General features: G+C 71.8%; 16 protein-coding genes and 1 pseudogene. 1 reads left to right on the top strand and 16 read right to left on the bottom strand.

What is annotated here, in order from left to right; all coding sequences use genetic code 11:
• Window positions 1-6: 6 nt before the first annotated feature.
• The 9 genes and pseudogenes from nuoE to BN6_RS38895 form a co-directional block, all read right to left on the bottom strand.
• Window positions 7-756: an NADH-quinone oxidoreductase subunit NuoE gene (nuoE, locus tag BN6_RS38855; protein WP_015105355.1), complete on the bottom strand. Its 750-nt coding sequence runs from the start codon at window positions 754-756 to the stop codon at window positions 7-9.
• On the bottom strand, window positions 753-2,150 hold the full coding sequence (locus tag BN6_RS38860; RefSeq protein WP_015105356.1) for an NADH-quinone oxidoreductase subunit D: 1,398 nt from the start codon (window positions 2,148-2,150) through the stop codon (window positions 753-755). Before BN6_RS38860 ends, nuoE begins: the two co-directional genes overlap by 4 nt.
• Window positions 2,147-2,929, bottom strand: a complete 783-nt coding sequence (locus BN6_RS38865) for an NADH-quinone oxidoreductase subunit C (RefSeq protein WP_015105357.1) — start codon at window positions 2,927-2,929, stop codon at window positions 2,147-2,149. Before BN6_RS38865 ends, BN6_RS38860 begins: the two co-directional genes overlap by 4 nt.
• A gap of 8 nt (window positions 2,930-2,937) precedes the next feature.
• A pseudogene (locus tag BN6_RS38870) lies at window positions 2,938-3,483 on the bottom strand (NuoB/complex I 20 kDa subunit family protein); the annotation flags it as partial.
• Between the two features lie 12 nt (window positions 3,484-3,495).
• Window positions 3,496-3,861, bottom strand: a complete 366-nt coding sequence (locus BN6_RS38875) for an NADH-quinone oxidoreductase subunit A (protein WP_015105359.1) — start codon at window positions 3,859-3,861, stop codon at window positions 3,496-3,498.
• A 347-nt stretch (window positions 3,862-4,208) separates the two neighbouring features.
• Entirely contained in the window at window positions 4,209-5,486 is a 1,278-nt protein-coding gene (locus tag BN6_RS38880) for a geranylgeranyl reductase family protein (protein WP_015105360.1), read from the bottom strand.
• Between the two features lie 125 nt (window positions 5,487-5,611).
• Window positions 5,612-6,346: a demethylmenaquinone methyltransferase gene (locus BN6_RS38885; protein ID WP_041315582.1), complete on the bottom strand. Its 735-nt coding sequence runs from the start codon at window positions 6,344-6,346 to the stop codon at window positions 5,612-5,614.
• Between the two features lie 857 nt (window positions 6,347-7,203).
• Window positions 7,204-8,313: a glycosyltransferase gene (locus BN6_RS38890; protein ID WP_015105362.1), complete on the bottom strand. Its 1,110-nt coding sequence runs from the start codon at window positions 8,311-8,313 to the stop codon at window positions 7,204-7,206.
• Window positions 8,314-8,370: 57 nt separating this feature from the next.
• A complete protein-coding gene (locus BN6_RS38895) occupies window positions 8,371-9,474 on the bottom strand; it encodes a glycosyltransferase family 4 protein (protein WP_197540225.1) in 1,104 nt (367 codons plus the stop codon).
• Between the two features lie 155 nt (window positions 9,475-9,629).
• Here BN6_RS38895 and BN6_RS38900 point away from each other — a divergent pair, with 155 nt between their 5' ends.
• Window positions 9,630-10,454, top strand: a complete 825-nt coding sequence (locus BN6_RS38900) for an inositol monophosphatase family protein (protein WP_015105364.1) — start codon at window positions 9,630-9,632, stop codon at window positions 10,452-10,454.
• A 39-nt stretch (window positions 10,455-10,493) separates the two neighbouring features.
• Here the strand turns inward: BN6_RS38900 and BN6_RS38905 are convergent, their stop codons facing one another.
• The 7 genes from BN6_RS38905 to BN6_RS38935 form a co-directional block, all read right to left on the bottom strand.
• Window positions 10,494-11,123 carry a hypothetical protein gene (locus tag BN6_RS38905; RefSeq protein ID WP_148303174.1) on the bottom strand — a complete coding sequence of 210 codons (630 nt, stop codon included), beginning with the start codon at window positions 11,121-11,123 and terminating at the stop codon, window positions 10,494-10,496.
• Window positions 11,124-11,150: 27 nt separating this feature from the next.
• Window positions 11,151-12,185, bottom strand: a complete 1,035-nt coding sequence (paaE, locus tag BN6_RS38910; RefSeq protein ID WP_015105366.1) for a 1,2-phenylacetyl-CoA epoxidase subunit PaaE — start codon at window positions 12,183-12,185, stop codon at window positions 11,151-11,153.
• Window positions 12,186-12,677, bottom strand: a complete 492-nt coding sequence (gene paaD / locus BN6_RS38915) for a 1,2-phenylacetyl-CoA epoxidase subunit PaaD (protein WP_041319438.1) — start codon at window positions 12,675-12,677, stop codon at window positions 12,186-12,188.
• Window positions 12,678-12,778: 101 nt separating this feature from the next.
• A complete protein-coding gene (gene paaC, locus BN6_RS38920) occupies window positions 12,779-13,660 on the bottom strand; it encodes a 1,2-phenylacetyl-CoA epoxidase subunit PaaC (protein WP_015105368.1) in 882 nt (293 codons plus the stop codon).
• Entirely contained in the window at window positions 13,657-13,941 is a 285-nt protein-coding gene (gene paaB / locus BN6_RS38925) for a 1,2-phenylacetyl-CoA epoxidase subunit PaaB (protein ID WP_015105369.1), read from the bottom strand. Before paaB ends, paaC begins: the two co-directional genes overlap by 4 nt.
• Window positions 13,938-14,897, bottom strand: coding sequence for a 1,2-phenylacetyl-CoA epoxidase subunit PaaA (paaA, locus tag BN6_RS38930; RefSeq protein WP_015105370.1), 960 nt, complete (start codon window positions 14,895-14,897; stop codon window positions 13,938-13,940). The genes paaB and paaA overlap by 4 nt, the downstream gene beginning before the upstream one ends.
• Before the next feature lie 42 nt (window positions 14,898-14,939).
• Window positions 14,940-15,371 (bottom strand): DUF3592 domain-containing protein, encoded by a 432-nt coding sequence (locus BN6_RS38935; RefSeq protein WP_231904858.1) that lies wholly within the window; start codon window positions 15,369-15,371, stop codon window positions 14,940-14,942.
• Between the last annotated feature and the right edge of the window lie 4 nt (window positions 15,372-15,375).

Genomic DNA, 15,375 nt, shown 5'->3' on the forward strand with positions numbered 1-15,375 from the left:
CTCCCCCTACTTCTTTTCCGGCAGGGCGGGGAACTCGGCGTTCTCCGGCATCGCCGGCGCGGTCCAGCCCCGGTCCGCGGCCAGCGCCGCGCCGCGCACCGTCTCGGGCGCGGCCGACGGGCCGTCGAGGTCCGCCTCCCGGCCCTCGAAGAAGCCCGCCAGCTGCAGCTCCGCCTGCCGGAAGTCGGTCAGCGGCGCGCCGCGCGTCGGGTCGGGCTTCTGCCCGGCCTGCAACGACTTCACCAGCTCCAGCGCCTGCTCCGGGGTCTGGTTGTCGTAGAACTCGTAGTTCACCTGGAGCACCGGGGCCAGGTCGCAGGCCGCCAGGCACTCGGCGTGCTCCAGGGTGATCGACCCCGGCGCGCCCGGCTCGCCGGCGGTCTCCTCGTGGCCCAGCGGCTTGCCGTCGGTGCCCAGGTGCTCGCGCAGCTTCGCGTAGATGGCGTCACCGCCCAGCGCGGCGCACAGCGTGTTCGTGCAGACGCTCACCAGGTGCTCGCCGCACGGGCGGCGCTTGTACATGGTGTAGAACGTCGCGACCGCGCTGACCTCGGCGTTGGTCAGGTCGAGCTGGTCGGCGCAGAACGTGATGCCCGCCTGGCTGACGTAGCCCTCCACCGACTGCACCAGGTGCAGCATCGGCAGCAGCGCCGACCGGGGCTGCGGGTACCGCGCGATCAGGTCGCGCGCGCGGGCCACCGTGTCCGCGCCGAACACCTCGGCGGCCTGGCTCGGGTTTTCCTGGGTCTGCGTCATCGGTCACAACCACCCATCACCGGGTCGATAGAGGCCACCGACGCGATGACGTCGGCGACCATGCCGCCCTCGCACATCGCGGGCATCGACTGGAGGTTCACGAAGCTGGGTTCGCGCACGTGCACGCGCATCGGCCGGGTGCCGCCGTCGGAGACCACGTGGTAGCCCAGCTCGCCGCGCGGCGACTCGATCGGCACGTACACCTGGCCGGCCGGCACCTGGAAGCCCTCGGTCACCAGCTTGAAGTGGTGGATGAGCGACTCCATGGACTGGCCCATGATCTTGCGGACGTGCTCCAGCGAGTTGCCCATGCCGTCCGCGCCGATGGTGAGCTGCGCGGGCCACGCGATCTTGGCGTCCTGCACCATGACCGGGCCCGGCTCCAGCCGGTCCACCGCCTGCCGGACGATCTTGAGCGACTGGTGGATCTCCTCGACCCGCAGCCGGTAGCGGGCGAACGAGTCGGCCTCGTTCGCCGTCGGCACGTCGAACCGGTAGTTCTCGTAGCCCGAGTACGGCTCGATCTTGCGCAGGTCCCAGGGCAGGCCCGCGGAGCGCAGGATCGGGCCGGTGATGCCCAGCGCCAGGCAGGCGTCCACCGGCAGGTAGCCGACGCCCTCCAACCGGTTGCGCCAGATCGGCTGGCCGGTCAGCAGCTTGTCGTAGTCCGGCAGCCGCGAGTCCATCACCTTGATGAAGTCCCGGATCTTCTGCGGCGCGTCGACCGGCAGGTCCTGCGCCAGGCCGCCGGGCCGGATGAACGCGTGGTTCATCCGCAGCCCGGTCAGGAACTCCAGCAGGTGCAGGACCTCCTCGCGCTCGCGGAAGCCCGCGGTCATGCCGGTCAGCGCGCCCAGCTCCATGCCGCCGGTCGCCAGGGCGACCAGGTGCGAGCTGATCCGGTTGAGCTCCATGAGCAGCACGCGGATCGTCTGCGCGCGCTCCGGGACCGTGACGCCGAGCAGCTTCTCCACCGCGAGGCAGTACGCGGCCTCGTTGTGCAGCGGCGCCAGGTAGTCCATCCGCGTCACGAACGTGACGCCCTGGGTCCAGTTCCGGTACTCCAGGTTCTTCTCGATCCCGGTGTGCAGGTAGCCGATGACGCTGCGGGCCTGGGTGACGGTCTCGCCCTCCAGCTCCAGCACCAGGCGCAGCACGCCGTGCGTCGACGGGTGCTGCGGGCCCAGGTTCATGACGATGCGCTCGTCACCGGCCGCGTCGGCCAGCACCTCGTCCCAGTCGCCGCCGGTCACCGTGTAGACGGTGCCCTCGGTCGTCCGGCGGGAGTCGGCGTACGGGTCGGACGTCTCGCGCGGGTCCGTGCGCGGGACGCTGTCGCGGCCGGCCGGGGACGTGTCGGTGCCGGTCGTGACGTCGGAAAGCCGTTCGGTCATGAGTAGGACCGCCTCTGGTCTGGCGGGGGGATCTCCGCGCCCTTGTACTCCACCGGGATGCCGCCGAGCGGGTAGTCCTTGCGCTGCGGGTGGCCGTCCCAGTCGTCCGGCATGAGGATCCGGGTCAGGCCGGGGTGTCCGTCGTAGACGATCCCGAACATGTCCCAGGTCTCGCGCTCCTGCCAGTCCGCGGTCGGGTACACCGAGACCACGCTGGGCACGTGCGCGTCCTCGACGTCGACCGCGACCTCCAGGCGGATCCGCCGGCGGTAGGTCATCGAGGTCAGGTGGTAGACCGAGTGCAGGCGCTGCGCGGCGGCCTCGCCGTAGTCCACACCGGACACCGAGCTGCACAGCTCGAAGCGCAGCGCCGGGTCGTCGCGCAGCACCCGGGCCACCTCCACCAGGTGCTCGCGGCGCAGGTAGAACGTGATCTCGCCGCGGTCCACGGTGATCTGCTGCACGGTGTCGGCGGGCAGGTCCTTCTCGTGCAGCGCGGCCAGCAGCTCGTCGGCGACCTCGTCGAACCAACCGCCGAACGGGCGCTCGCTGGGCGCGGCCACGTGCGCGGGCAGCCGCAGGCCGCCGAAGCCCGACGTGTCGCCGGAGCCGGACGTGCCGAACATGCCCTTGCGGGCCTTGCCCGCGACGACCCCGCCGCGTGCCTCGTGCTCCTCGTGCTCGGCCTCGCTCATGCTCGCCGAGCTCAACGCCCCGTTGCCGGGGGAGGGGTTGTCCGCGCCGGGGGTCTTCTCGACCTCGCGCTTGTCGTCAGCCATACCGCTCACTTCTTCGCGAACCGCTGGGAGGACGGGATGAGATCCGTGGTGTGGCCCTGCTCGGCCAGCAGCGCGGCCCGCGTCGGGCCCAGCGGCTCGTCCATGATCTTCGCGTGGATCTTGAGGATCGCGTCGATCAGCATCTCCGGCCGCGGCGGGCAGCCCGGCAGGTACATGTCGACCGGCACGACGTGGTCCACGCCCTGCACCACCGCGTAGTTGTTGAACATCCCGCCGCTGGACGCGCACACGCCCATCGCCAGCACCCAGCGCGGCTCGGGCATCTGGTCGTAGATCTGGCGCAGCACCGGGGCCATCTTGTTGGTCACCCGGCCCGCCACGATCATCAGGTCGGCCTGGCGCGGGGACGCGCGGAAGACCTCCATGCCGAACCGCGCCAGGTCGTAGCGCGGACCGCCGGTGGTCATCATCTCGATGGCGCAGCAGGCGAGACCGAACGTGGCCGGCCAGAGCGAGGACTTGCGGGTCCAGTTGACCAGCTTCTCCACGCTGGCGAGCAGGATGCCGTTCGGGAGCTTCTCTTCGAGACCCACGGGTCTTCCCCCTCAGTTCCAGTCGAGGCCGCCGCGCCGCCACACGTAGGCGTACGCGAAGCCGACCGTCGCGACGAACAGTGCGATCTCCACCAGGCCGAACAGGCCCAGCCGGTCCGCGGAGACCGCGAACGGGTAGAGGAACACCATTTCGATGTCGAACAGGATGAACAGCATCGCCGTGAGGTAGTAGGCGACCGGCATCCGGCCACCGCCCACCACGGGCTGCGGTGACGGCTCGATGCCGCACTCGTAGGCGTCGAGCTTCGCCCGGTTGTAGCGGCGGGGGCCGATGTACGGCGCGGCCGTCACGGAGAACAGGGCGAAGGCGCCGGCGAGGGCGAACATCAATACGAGGGGGAGGTAAGGGTCCAGCACTCTCCGTCGTCCTTTCCTCGCGTGTCGCGGTGGTGGTGCACCGCCGACCGTTGCGCACCCTAAGGGTGTTCTTGCCCCCTTCGGAAGTTAGGCGCACCTAACTTTCCGCAGGTCGCTTGTGAAACACTTCACAAGGCATCTCAGCCGGTTGTGAACTGATTCACAAGACCTGGGGGCCAGTGTAGAACGTCACACACAGCCGCCACGGGCACCCCCCACACACCTGCTGACCTGGTCTTACTCGGTGCAGATCAACAGCTTTGCGGCCCTGGGGTGAACGGGAGCACACCCAAAACGAAACAGCACCGGCCCACAAGCCGGTGCTGCGACGGATAGCCGGTAGCCGATTAGGCCGTTGGGGTGAGCTTCGTGGCCGCGGTGATGATGCGGTCGAACGAGTCGCCGTCCTTCGGGTCGTAAAGCCCAGCGAGCAGCTTCAGCACCAGTTTCATCAACGTCTTGCGAGGTAGACCGTACTTCGTCGCGGTGCGCATGATGGTCGGGTGGCCGATCAGCCGGCTGAACAGGTTGCCCATCCGGAAGTAGCTGCCCAACGCCTGCTCGATGCGCACCGGGTAGCCGTGCAGCGCGCGCTCCCGGCTCGGACCGGTGCGGGCCAGGGCCTGCACCACGCACTCCGCCGCGATCCGCGCCGACTCCATCGCGTAGCCGATGCCCTCGCCGTTGAACGGGTTCACCATGCCGCCCGCGTCACCGACCAGCAGCAGGCCGTCCCGGTAGTGCGGCTTGCGGTTGAGGCCCATCGGCAGCGCCGCGCCGCCGATCTTCCCGGTGGCGTTCTCCTCGCGGAAACCCCACTCCTCGGGCGTGCCGTCCAGCCACGACTTCAAGAGGGCTCGGTAGTCCGTAGTCCCGTAGGCCTTCGAGGTGCTCAGGATGCCCAGGCCGACGTTCACCGTGCCGTCGCCCATGCCGAAGATCCAGCCGTAGCCGGGCAGCAGGACGTCGTTCTCGCGGTCCCACAGCTCCAGGTGCGACTCCAGGTAGTCGTCCTTGGTGCGCGGGCTGGCGTAGTAGCGGCGGACCGCCACGCCCATCGGCTTGCCGTCGTCCTTCTGGATGCCGACGCTGAGCGCGAGCCGCGCGGACACCCCGTCGCAGCCGATCACGATCGGGGCCCGGTAGGTGACCTCGCGCTTGTCCGGCCCGGTCTTGGCGGTGACGCCGACGACCCGGCCGCGCTCGGTGATCGCGCCGGTGACGGTGGTCTGCTCGAACAGCCGCGCACCCGCCTGCTGGGCGGTCCTGGCGAGCATCTCGTCGAAGTCCTGGCGCGGGCGGACCACGCCGTAGGGCGGGAACGTCGCCAGGTCCGGCCAGTCCAGTTCGAGCGTGACACCCCCGCCGACGACCCGCAGCCCGCGGTTGTGCAGCCAGCCGGCCTCCTCGCGGGTGTCGATGCCGAGGTCGACCAGCTGCTTGACGCCGCGCGGCGTCAGCCCGTCACCGCAGACCTTCTCGCGGGGGAACTTGGACTTCTCCAGCAGCAGCACGTCCAGGCCTGCGCGGGCCAGGTACGTGGCCGCGGTCGAGCCCGCCGGACCCGCGCCGACCACGATCACCTCGGCGTCCTCGCCTGCCTTGCGGCGGCTGGGAGTCGTCATCCCCGCTCCTTGTGCGTCAGTTCACAAAGTCCGTGCCGAGTCTACTTGCGGGGAGCTGAGACCCTCGCCGTCGGCCGCCGGGACCACGCCCCGGTTCCGCTCCGCCTCCGCCTGCGGGCACCGCTTCACTCGCCGGGTTCCGGCTCACCCACGGTCGCCGTTTCGCCCGCCGGTTCGGGCTTGATCGCCCGGTGCAGCGCGACCATGCCCCCCGTGAGGTTCATCCAGGCGATGTCGTCCCACCCGGCGCGGGCGATGATCTCGCCGAGGGCGCGCTGGTCGGGCCACGTGCGCATGGACTCGGCGAGGTACTTGTACGCGTCGGGGTTGGACGAGACGAAGCGCGCGATGAACGGCAGGATCTTCAGCAGGTAGCGCATGTAGACGAACCGGAAGGGCCGGAACGTCGGCGTGGACACCTCGCAGATCACCAACCGGCCACCGGGCCGGACCACCCGAGCCATCTCCCGCAGGGCGGCCTCGGTGTCGCTGAAGTTCCGGATCCCGAAGGAGACGGTGACGGCGTCGAAGGAGTTGTCGGCGAACGGGAGGTGCAAGGCGTCGGCGGCCACCTTGGGCACCGGCCGGTGCGCGCCGCCGAGCAGCATGCCGAGCGAGAAGTCGGCCGCCACGCACCAAGCGCCGGACGCGGCGTACTCCACCGTCGACACCGCCGTACCGGCCGCGAGGTCGAGCACCCGCTCCCCCGCACGGGCGTCGAGCACCCGCCGACTCCACTCCCGCCAGCGCCGGTCGAACCCCAACGTCATGACGGAGTTCGTGCGGTCGTAGCCCTTGGCCACGCCGTCGAACATCTCGGCGACCTCGCGGGGGTTCTTGTCCAGACCGGCACGCGACATGGACGAAAGCCTAAGTGACGCCCCCCAACCCCCCGACCCCATCCTCACCCGCGCGCGAATGGACATGCCCTGAACAGCGGAAACGCCTGAATTACGCGCCTCGAAAACGGTTGTCACCCCGTACGAAGATCACCAGATGTGACGAATGGCAGAGGATCCGGGCACTATCCGCCCCCGGCTTTCGTTGCCGTAAAGAAGAGGAGGCGGCACGGCGGGAGGCACTGAGGCACCAGGCACACGCATCACCAGGCTGAAGCCTGCCCAAATCCAGGCCCTCCACTGCGCGCCCCACCATCGCGCCACGCGGAACCCGCCACGCGCGTCCACGCGCGACCCGCGCCACCCGCGCCACCTGGGACACCCGCGTCACCCAGGGCACTCGGGGCACCCGCGGGCCACCCGGGCACGGAACACGGGGCACGGGACCGCACCTGCCTAGTGCGCGCGACGCGGCTGCGCGGGGTGTGGACGCGGGGTGTGGACGCGGGGTGTGGACGCGGGGTGTGGACGCGGGGTGTGGACGCGGCGCCCGTCACGCGGGACGCGAGCTACGGGACCCGCTGCCCGTCATTCGCCCATGCAGCCGACATCAGGCTCCCCTCGCCACGCACGCACGCGCGCCACGCAGCCCTGACCTCTGCGCCCCGGCAGGCCGCACGCAGGACCTGCCGCCGCACTCGGGACCGCTGGTCGCCACGCACTGCCCGCCGCCCACCACGTGTGGCCTGCTCCCCACCACGTGCGGCCTGCCGTTCGCCGCGCGCCAGCTCACCTCACACCAGCCCGCCGCGCGCTGCGCGCCGGACCGGCCACACGCGCCTCGGCCGTCGCGTAGTGGCCAGGGGAGGCATCGCGGGCTACGGGATGCGGAGGGCGGTGAGCATTCCTTCTACGGCTGCCTGCCACGGGTAGTGCTCGGCTCGGGCTCTGGCGGCTGTGCGGCGCGTTCGTTCCGGGTGGTCCAGCAGGGCGTTCACGGCTCCCGCGAACGCCGGGGCGTGGTCCGGGACGGCGGCTCCGCAGTCCGGGCGCACGATCTCGCGCAGGGCCGATGACGCCGACACCACGATCGGCGTGCCCGACGCCAGCGCCTCCAGCGCCGCCAGGCCGAACGTCTCGTGCGGGCCCGGGGCCAGGGACACGTCGGCCGTCGCCAGGAGGGTCGCCACGTCGGTCCGCTTCCCGACGTAGCCCAGGAACGTCACCGGCAGGCCGGCCGCCCGGCGTTCGAGCGCCTCGCGGCGCGGGCCGTCGCCGGCTATGACCAGGCGCACCCGGTGGCCGGCGGCGTGGAGTTCGGCGGCTGTGTCGACGCTGCGCTCCACGTGCTTCTCCGGCGACAGCCGCCCGCAGTGCACCAGCAGCGCGTCCGCCCCGTCCGCCAGGCTCGCCTTCAGCCCCCGGTCGCGCCTGCTCGGCGTGAACGTCCGCAGGTCCACGCCCAGCGGCACCCGTGCGACGTTGCGCGCACCGATCCGGTCGAACTCCTGGTGGGCGAACTCCGTCGTGCACACGACCGTGTCGTACGACGCCGCCATCCGCCGGTTCGCCCGGTCCGCGACCCGCGCGGCCAGGCCCGGCGGCAGCAGGAACTGCTCCAGCAGGCGGTCCAGCCGCTCGTGGGAGATCACCACGCTCGGCACGCCGCGTGCCGCCGCCCAGCGCCCCATCCCGCGCAGGGTCACCCGGTCCGACACTTCCAGGCGGTCGGGGCGCAGGTGGTCGAGCAGGGCCCGCACCCGCCACGGGTCGACCGCCCGGTACCCGCCGGTGCCGGGGATGCCGGCGGCGGTGAGGGTGATCCGGCGGACGTTCGGGGCCAGTCGCTCGTCGGCGTGCCGGCGGCCGGGCACGACCAGCGTTACCTGGTGGCCGGCCGCCGCGTACCCGCTGCCCAGGTGGTGCAGCGCGGTGCGCAGCCCTCCGGATCGCGGGCCGTAGAAGTTGGCCAGTTGGACGATCCTCATCACCGGCCCCACACCGCCCTCATCACCGGTCCCACACCGCGCGCCCCGCTGCGGGGGTCATGCCGCGCGTCGCTCCGGCAGGCCGAGCACGGCGGCGTAGTGGCCCAGCAGCTCGTCGCACACGGCCGCCCACGTCCGTCCCCGGACCCACCGCCGCGCCGCGTTGCCCAGCCGCTTGCGCCGCAACGGGTCGCGCAGTTCCAGCACGGCCGCGCACAGCTCGTCGTCGTCGCCGAACAGGTACCCGGTGTCGGGCTGGACGAGGTCGCGCGGTCCGCCCGCGTTCGGCGCCACGACGGGCACCCCGCTGGCCAGAGCTTCCTGCACCGCCTGGCAGAACGTCTCGTGCGGCCCGGTGTGCACGAACACGTCCAGCGACGCGTACGCCGCCGCCAGCTCGACCCCGCCCCGGAACCCGAGGAACGCCGCTGTGGGCAGTTCGCGCAGCAGCACGGCCTCCTCCGGTCCCTCCCCCACGACGACCAGCCGCACCCCGGGCACGTCGTTGAGCACGCGCAGCCGCTCGACCTGCTTCTCCGGCGACAGCCGCCCGACGTACCCGACGAGCAGCTCGCCGTCCGGCGCGAGCGAGCGGCGCAGGGCGTCGTCGCGGCGGGAGGGGTGGAACAGGTCGACGTCGACGCCGCGTCCCCACCGGTGCACGCGCGGCACGCCGTGCTCCCGCAACGCCTCGACGGCCCAGGTCGAGGGGGCGAGCGTGCGGTCGGCCTGGCTGTGCAGCCGTCTCGTCCACCGCCACGCGGCCCGCGCGGTCAGCCCGAGCCCGTAGTGGCCGGCGAACCCGGCGATGTCGGTCTGGTAGACGGCGACGGTGGGCAGCCCCAGCCGCCGCGCCGCCGACACCCCACGCGCGCCCATCACGAACGGGCTCGCCAGGTGCACGACGTCGGGCTGGAAGTCGGCGAGGGCGGTCAGCACCTTGCGGGTCGGCACCCCGACCGGCAGAGAGCTGAACCGCGGCAGGTCGACGGCGGGGACGCGCACCACGGGGGTGCCGTGGTGCTGGTCCTCGCCCGCTCCGGGTGCGACGACCAGGGCCTGGTGGCCGTGCGCGCGCAGGTGTTCCAGCACGCGCAGGACGGAGTTGCTCACCCCGTTCACCTGGGGCAGGAAGCTCTCGGTGACGATCGCTACTCGCACGCCGAGAACCATGGGCCGCCAAGGACACGGGGGCGTGACGGATCGAGGAACGAAGGTCGAACTCCTCGCGTCACGGTTGACGTGCACCCGGAGATCGTCATCGCTTCACCTGGTGGACGTGTCGCGGTCACCGGGAGCGGTGACACTAGTGCGGCATGACCGTCTTGTCGTCCCGGCCCGCCCAGCCCGTCGATCCCGGACTGGTGTCGATCGCGCTGGAGATAGCGGGCCGCCTCGCCAACGACGCGTCGGACGTCATCATGGCGACGGCGGGCCGCGGTGCCCAGCCCGATGACGACACCTACCCGTTCGACTGGGTGACCGACACCGATCGCACCCTGGAGCGGCACACCCGGCGGGTGCTGACCGCGGAGTTCCCCGACATCCCGGTGTTCTGCGAGGACACCGACGTGGACGTGTCGTCGGACGCCGAGTTCCGCTGGGTGGTGGACCCGGTGGACGGCACGGCGAACTACGTGGCGGGGGTTCCGTGGTGCGCGTACAGCCTGGCGCTGGTGGACCGCTGGGGCCCGGTGGTGGGCGTGGTGGCGGACCCGTACCGGGCGCAGATCTACGCCGCCGCGCGCGGGCGCGGGATGCGGGCTAACGGGACGCCGGTGAAGCTCGGCGGCCAGGCGGTGAGCTCGATCGTGTGCACGGAGATGACGCGAACGGGTCCGTGGCCGGGGATGGGCGAGTTCATCTCGCGGGCGGCGGTGTCCGGGACGGGCGTGCGGGTGCTGGGGTCCAAGGCGCTGGCGGTGGCCCAGGTGGCGTTGGGGCACGCGGCGGCGGCCGTGCTGCACAGCTACCACGAGTGGGACGTGGCGGGTGCGGTGGCGCTGGCGGTGGAGTCGGGGGCGGCGGTGCTGGACCGGCGGGGCGAGGACGCGCCGCTGCCGGTGGACGGGCTGCTGGTGGCGATGCCGCAGGTCGCCGAGGAGGTCCTGGAGTGGTGGCAGTCCTCGATGGTCCGCTGAGCTCTGAGCTCTGAGCCCTGGGCCCCAGGCCCGCGCGGGCTAGCTGTTGCCCAGGTGGGGCAGTTGTTGTTCGAGCACTTCGAGGTGGACGCGGGCCGCGTCGAGTGACGTGTGGTCGACCATGCGCAGCGCGACGCCGCCCACCTGGTCCTCGAACGCGGTGAAGTCGCGCACGGCGGCGTGCAGCCGCTTGCCGACCGGGTGGTCGTGGTCGGCGTCGAGCGCCCGGCCGAGGTCGGCGATGCGCCGGACGTTGCCCAGTTCGGCTTCGAACTGCCCGGCGATCCGGCTCATCCAGTCCCGCGCGGGCGACGGCGGCACGGTCTCGACCACCGCGTACACCCGCCGCACGGACAGTTCGGCGCGGCCGACCGCCCCCGCCCAGCGGTCCCGTCCGACGGGCGGGGGCGGCGGTGGCGGCAGCACCATCGGGCGGATCAGGGTGGGCGGCGGCAGGGCCTGGGCGCGGCGGTTCTTGGCGGCGCCCACGACGACCCCGATCAGCGTGCCGGGGATGCCGCCGCCGAACAGCGACACGATCCCGACCGCGATCAGCTGGGCCAGCGGCGACCCGCTCGAACCGCCCGTCGAGGCACCCATCACGAGCATGAGGAACATCGCCACCGACAAAGTGCCGATGATCAGGCCCGCGAGCACCGATCTCCCCATGGCACCCATCGTGCCAGATGCTCCGGACTAGGCGTCGTAATCGATCGTCACCGAGGGCGTCACGGGCACGGACTGGCAGGTCAGGACGAAGCCCGCCGCGACTTCGCGGGGTTCCAGGGCGTAGTTGCGGCGCATGTCGACCTCCCCGGACACGACCAGCGCGCGGCACGTCCCGCACACCCCGCCCTTGCAGGCGAACGGCAGGTCGGAGCGCACGCGCTGGGCGGCGTCGAGGATCGGCGTGTCGGGCGGCAGCGGCACGGTCGTGGTGCGGCCGTCGAGGATCACCGTGCCTTCGGCGGCCGATTCCAGCACCTCTTCGGCCCGGCGGGGCGGGGGCGGCGGCTCGTCGACGTAGAACAGCTCGTGGTGCACGGCCGAGGCGTCCACGCCCCGTTCCGACAGCACGTCCTGCGCGTCGCGCACGAGCCCGTAAGGCCCGCACAGCCACCACTGGTCGATGAAGTCGAACGGCACCACGGTGTCGAAGAGCGCACGCAGCTTCTCGGCGTCCAAACGCCCGCTGAACAGCTCCACGTCGCGTGGTTCGCGGGACAGCACGTGCACGAGCTGGAACCGCGACGGGTAGCGGTCTTTCAGATCGGCCAGTTCCTCGGTGAACATCACGGTGTCCGCGCGCCGGTTGCCGTAGAGCAGGGTGACGCGCGCGCCGGAGGCCAGCACGGTGGCGGCGATGGACAGCGCGGGCGTGATGCCGGACCCGGCGACGACCAGCCCGTGGTGCTCGCCGGCTCCGGGCGTGAAGTTGCCCAGCGGCGGCAGCACTTCGAGCACGTCACCGCGCTGGACGCGGTCCACGAGGTGTTCGGAGAACAGGCCGCCGTCGACCCGGCGCACGCCGATCCGGGGCGCGGCCCCGACCGGGGCGCAGATGGAGTACGAGCGGCGTTCCTCGCCGAGCTTCACCGTCAGGTACTGCCCGGCGCGGAACGCGAACTCGGCGACCGAGCCCTCGGGCACGTCGAACGTGACGGCGACCGCGTCGTCGCACAGCCGGTCGACGGCGGCCACGGTCAGCTTGTGGAACACCGGCCGCGCCATCTAGATCTCCTTGATGTGCTCGAAGGGCTCGGCGCAGTCCTCGCAGCGCCGCAGCGCCTTGCACGCGGTGGAACCGAACCGGGACAGCTCGACCGTGCGTGGCGACCCGCAGCGCGGGCACGCGACCCGCGACGGCGGCGGCGTGAGCCGCAACGGCACCGGGCCCACCGCGACCGGGCCGAGCCGGGACGGTGGCGCGATGCCGGCGTCGGCGAGCTTGCGGCGGCCGTCGTCGGTGATCCAGTCGGTGGTCCAGGCGGGCGAGAGCGACAGCCGCACCTCGACCTGCTCGAACCCCGCCGCGCGCAGGGACCGCCGCAGGTCGGCGCCCATCTCGTCGACGGCGGGGCACCCCGAGTAGGTGGGGGTGATGGTGACCAGCACCCGGCCGTCCTCGACCGCCACGTCCCGCAGCACGCCCAGGTCGGCGAGCGTCAGCACGGGCAGTTCCGGGTCCCTGACCTGCGCGGCGACCTCCAGCGCGGTCCGCACGTCCGACGCGGTCCGCACGGCTGGCGCGGTCCGCACGGCTGGCGCGGCGCGTTCGACCGGCGCGGCACCTTCGGCGAACGCGGCGCGTTCGGCCGGCGCGGTCACCACGTGGCACCCGGCAGGGAGCGGTGCAGGTGCTGCAACTCGGCGAGCAGGTAGCCCATGGCCTCGGTGTGCACGCCGTCGCGCCCCGCGCGGCCGTTGACCCGCGCGGCGGGCACCGGGTCGGGCCGGTCGAGCCCGGCGGCGGCGAACACCGCGTCGAGCACCTGGTCCACCTCGGCCCGCGTCGCGGCCGGGTCGACGCCCAGGCGCAGCTCGACGGGGTGCGCGGTGAACAGTTCGTCCAGGTAGGGCCACACGCGCAGGACGCCGGCGCGCATCCGCTCGTGCGATTCGGGGGTGCCGTCACCGAGCCGCACGACCCACTGGGCGGCGTGGTCGCGGTGGTAGGCGAGTTCCTTCAGGCCCTTGGCGGCGATCGCGGCGACCACGGGGTCCGCGAACGAGAGCAGCCGCTGGTACTGCGCGACCTTCCACGACGAGAAGACCAGCAGGCGCGCCATGGTCGTCGCGAAGTCGCCGCCCGCGAACGGGCCGCACTCGATCTCGGCGAGGTGCACGTTGCGGAAGTGGCGTTCGTCGCGCAGGTACGCCAGGGCGTCCTCGTCACGGCCCGCGCCCTCGGCCTCGCCGGCCCGGGTGAGCAGCAGCCGGGCCTGGCCGAGCAGGTCGAGGGCGATGTTGGCCAGTGCCACGTCCTCCTCCAGCTCGGGCCCGCGGGAGCACCACTCGGCCAGCCGCTGGGACAGCACCAGGGCGTCGTCGCCGAGCATCAGGCAGTACTCGAACAGGTCGCCGGCGTCCACTGCGGACGGGATCTCCCGGTCGACGCCGGCCAGCGGCTCGGCGAACCCCGTGCCGAACGCCCAGTGCTCGTCCTCGTGGTCGACCAGCGACTCGTACGCGTTGTCGAAGCTCATAGGTGCGGCACGTCCTCGGGGATCGCGTAGAACGTCGGGTGCCGGTAGACCTTGTCGCCGCTGGGTTCGAAGAACGGGTCCTTCTCGTCCGGCGAGGACGCGGTGATCGCCGACGCGGGCACGACCCAGATCGACACGCCTTCGTTGCGGCGCGTGTAGACGTCACGCGCGTTGCGCACGGCCATCTCCGCGTCAGGGGCGTGCAGCGATCCGACGTGCACGTGGTTGAGGCCGCGCTTGCCGCGCACGAACACTTCCCACAACGGCCAGGAAGAACTCACGCCGCACCCTCCTCTGCCCGGACTTCCGAACGACCTTCGTCGCGAGCGCGCTTCGCGGCGTGGGCGGCGGCTGCGGCACGCACCCATTCGCCGTCGTCGTGCGCCTTGCGCCGGTGCGCCACGCGCTGCGCGTTGGTCGGCCCGTTGCCGCCGACGACCTGCCAGAACTCGTCCCAGTCGGGCCGGCCGAAGTCGTGGTGGCCACGTTCGGCGTTCCACGCCAGCTCCGGGTCGGGGAGGGTGACGCCGAGCTTCTCGGCCTGCGGCACGGTCATGTCCACGAACTTCTGCCGCAGCTCGTCGTTGGTGTTGCGCTTGATCCGCCACGCCATGGACTGCTCGGTGTTGGAGCTCTCGGCGTCCGGCGGGCCGAACATCATCAGCGAGGGCCACCAGAACCGGTCGACGGACTCCTGCACCATGGCGCGCTGCGCGTCCGTGCCGCTCATCATGGTCATCAGCAGCTCGTAGCCCTGCCGCTGGTGGAAGGACTCCTCCTTGCAGATGCGGATCATGGCGCGGGCGTACGGGCCGTAAGAGGTGCGGCACAGCGGCACCTGGTTGCAGATCGCCGCGCCGTCCACGAGCCAGCCGATGGTGCCGACGTCGGCGTAGGACAGCGTCGGGTAGTTGAAGATCGACGAGTACTTCTGCCGGCCCTCGATGAGCTTCTCGGTGAGGTCGCCGCGGTCCGCGCCCAGCGTCTCGGTCGCGGCGTACAGGTAGAGGCCGTGACCGGCTTCGTCCTGGACCTTGGCCAGCAGGATCGCCTTGCGGCGCAGCGAGGGCGCGCGGCTGATCCAGTTCCCCTCCGGCTGCATTCCGATGATCTCGGAGTGCGCGTGCTGCGCGATCTGCCGGATCAGCGTCTTGCGGTAGCCGTCGGGCATCCAGTCGCGCGGCTCGACGCGGTGCTCCGCCGCCACGGTGCGCTCGAACTCCGCCTCCAGGTCCATGCGAGCGATGTTACACCTGGTGGCGGTTTTCGGGAACAAGTGTCACAAGCGCCGGCGGACCCACCAGACCAGCGGCAACAGCACCGCCCAGACGGCGATCAGGAACGTCGAGATCGGCAGGACGGCCAGCGTCCAGGTGCGCTCGGCGACCCGCGCCAGCTCCGGGTCGGCGGTGTCGTACTCGATGCGGACCAGCTGCCCGCGCTCCAACCCGGCCGGGTACAGCACGCCCTGCTCGGGGCTGTGCACCGCGCCGTCCGGGGTCGCGAAGCGCACCACCGTGCGCTGGAAGTCCACCGACACCACCTCGGCGGTCGCCTTGCCCAGCCGCTTCTCGATCGTCAGGTCGTCCTTCAGGCACGCGGCCAGCAGGACCACCCCGATCAACGTCACGATCCCGCCGAGCACCAGCAGCGACCGGGCCAGCAGCCTGATCTTCCGGCGACCGCCGACCCGCACTGCGTTGTCCACCACAGCT

Origin of the sequence: Saccharothrix espanaensis DSM 44229 (assembly GCF_000328705.1) — a bacterium.
Classification (GTDB): Bacteria; Actinomycetota; Actinomycetes; order Mycobacteriales; family Pseudonocardiaceae; genus Actinosynnema; species Actinosynnema espanaense.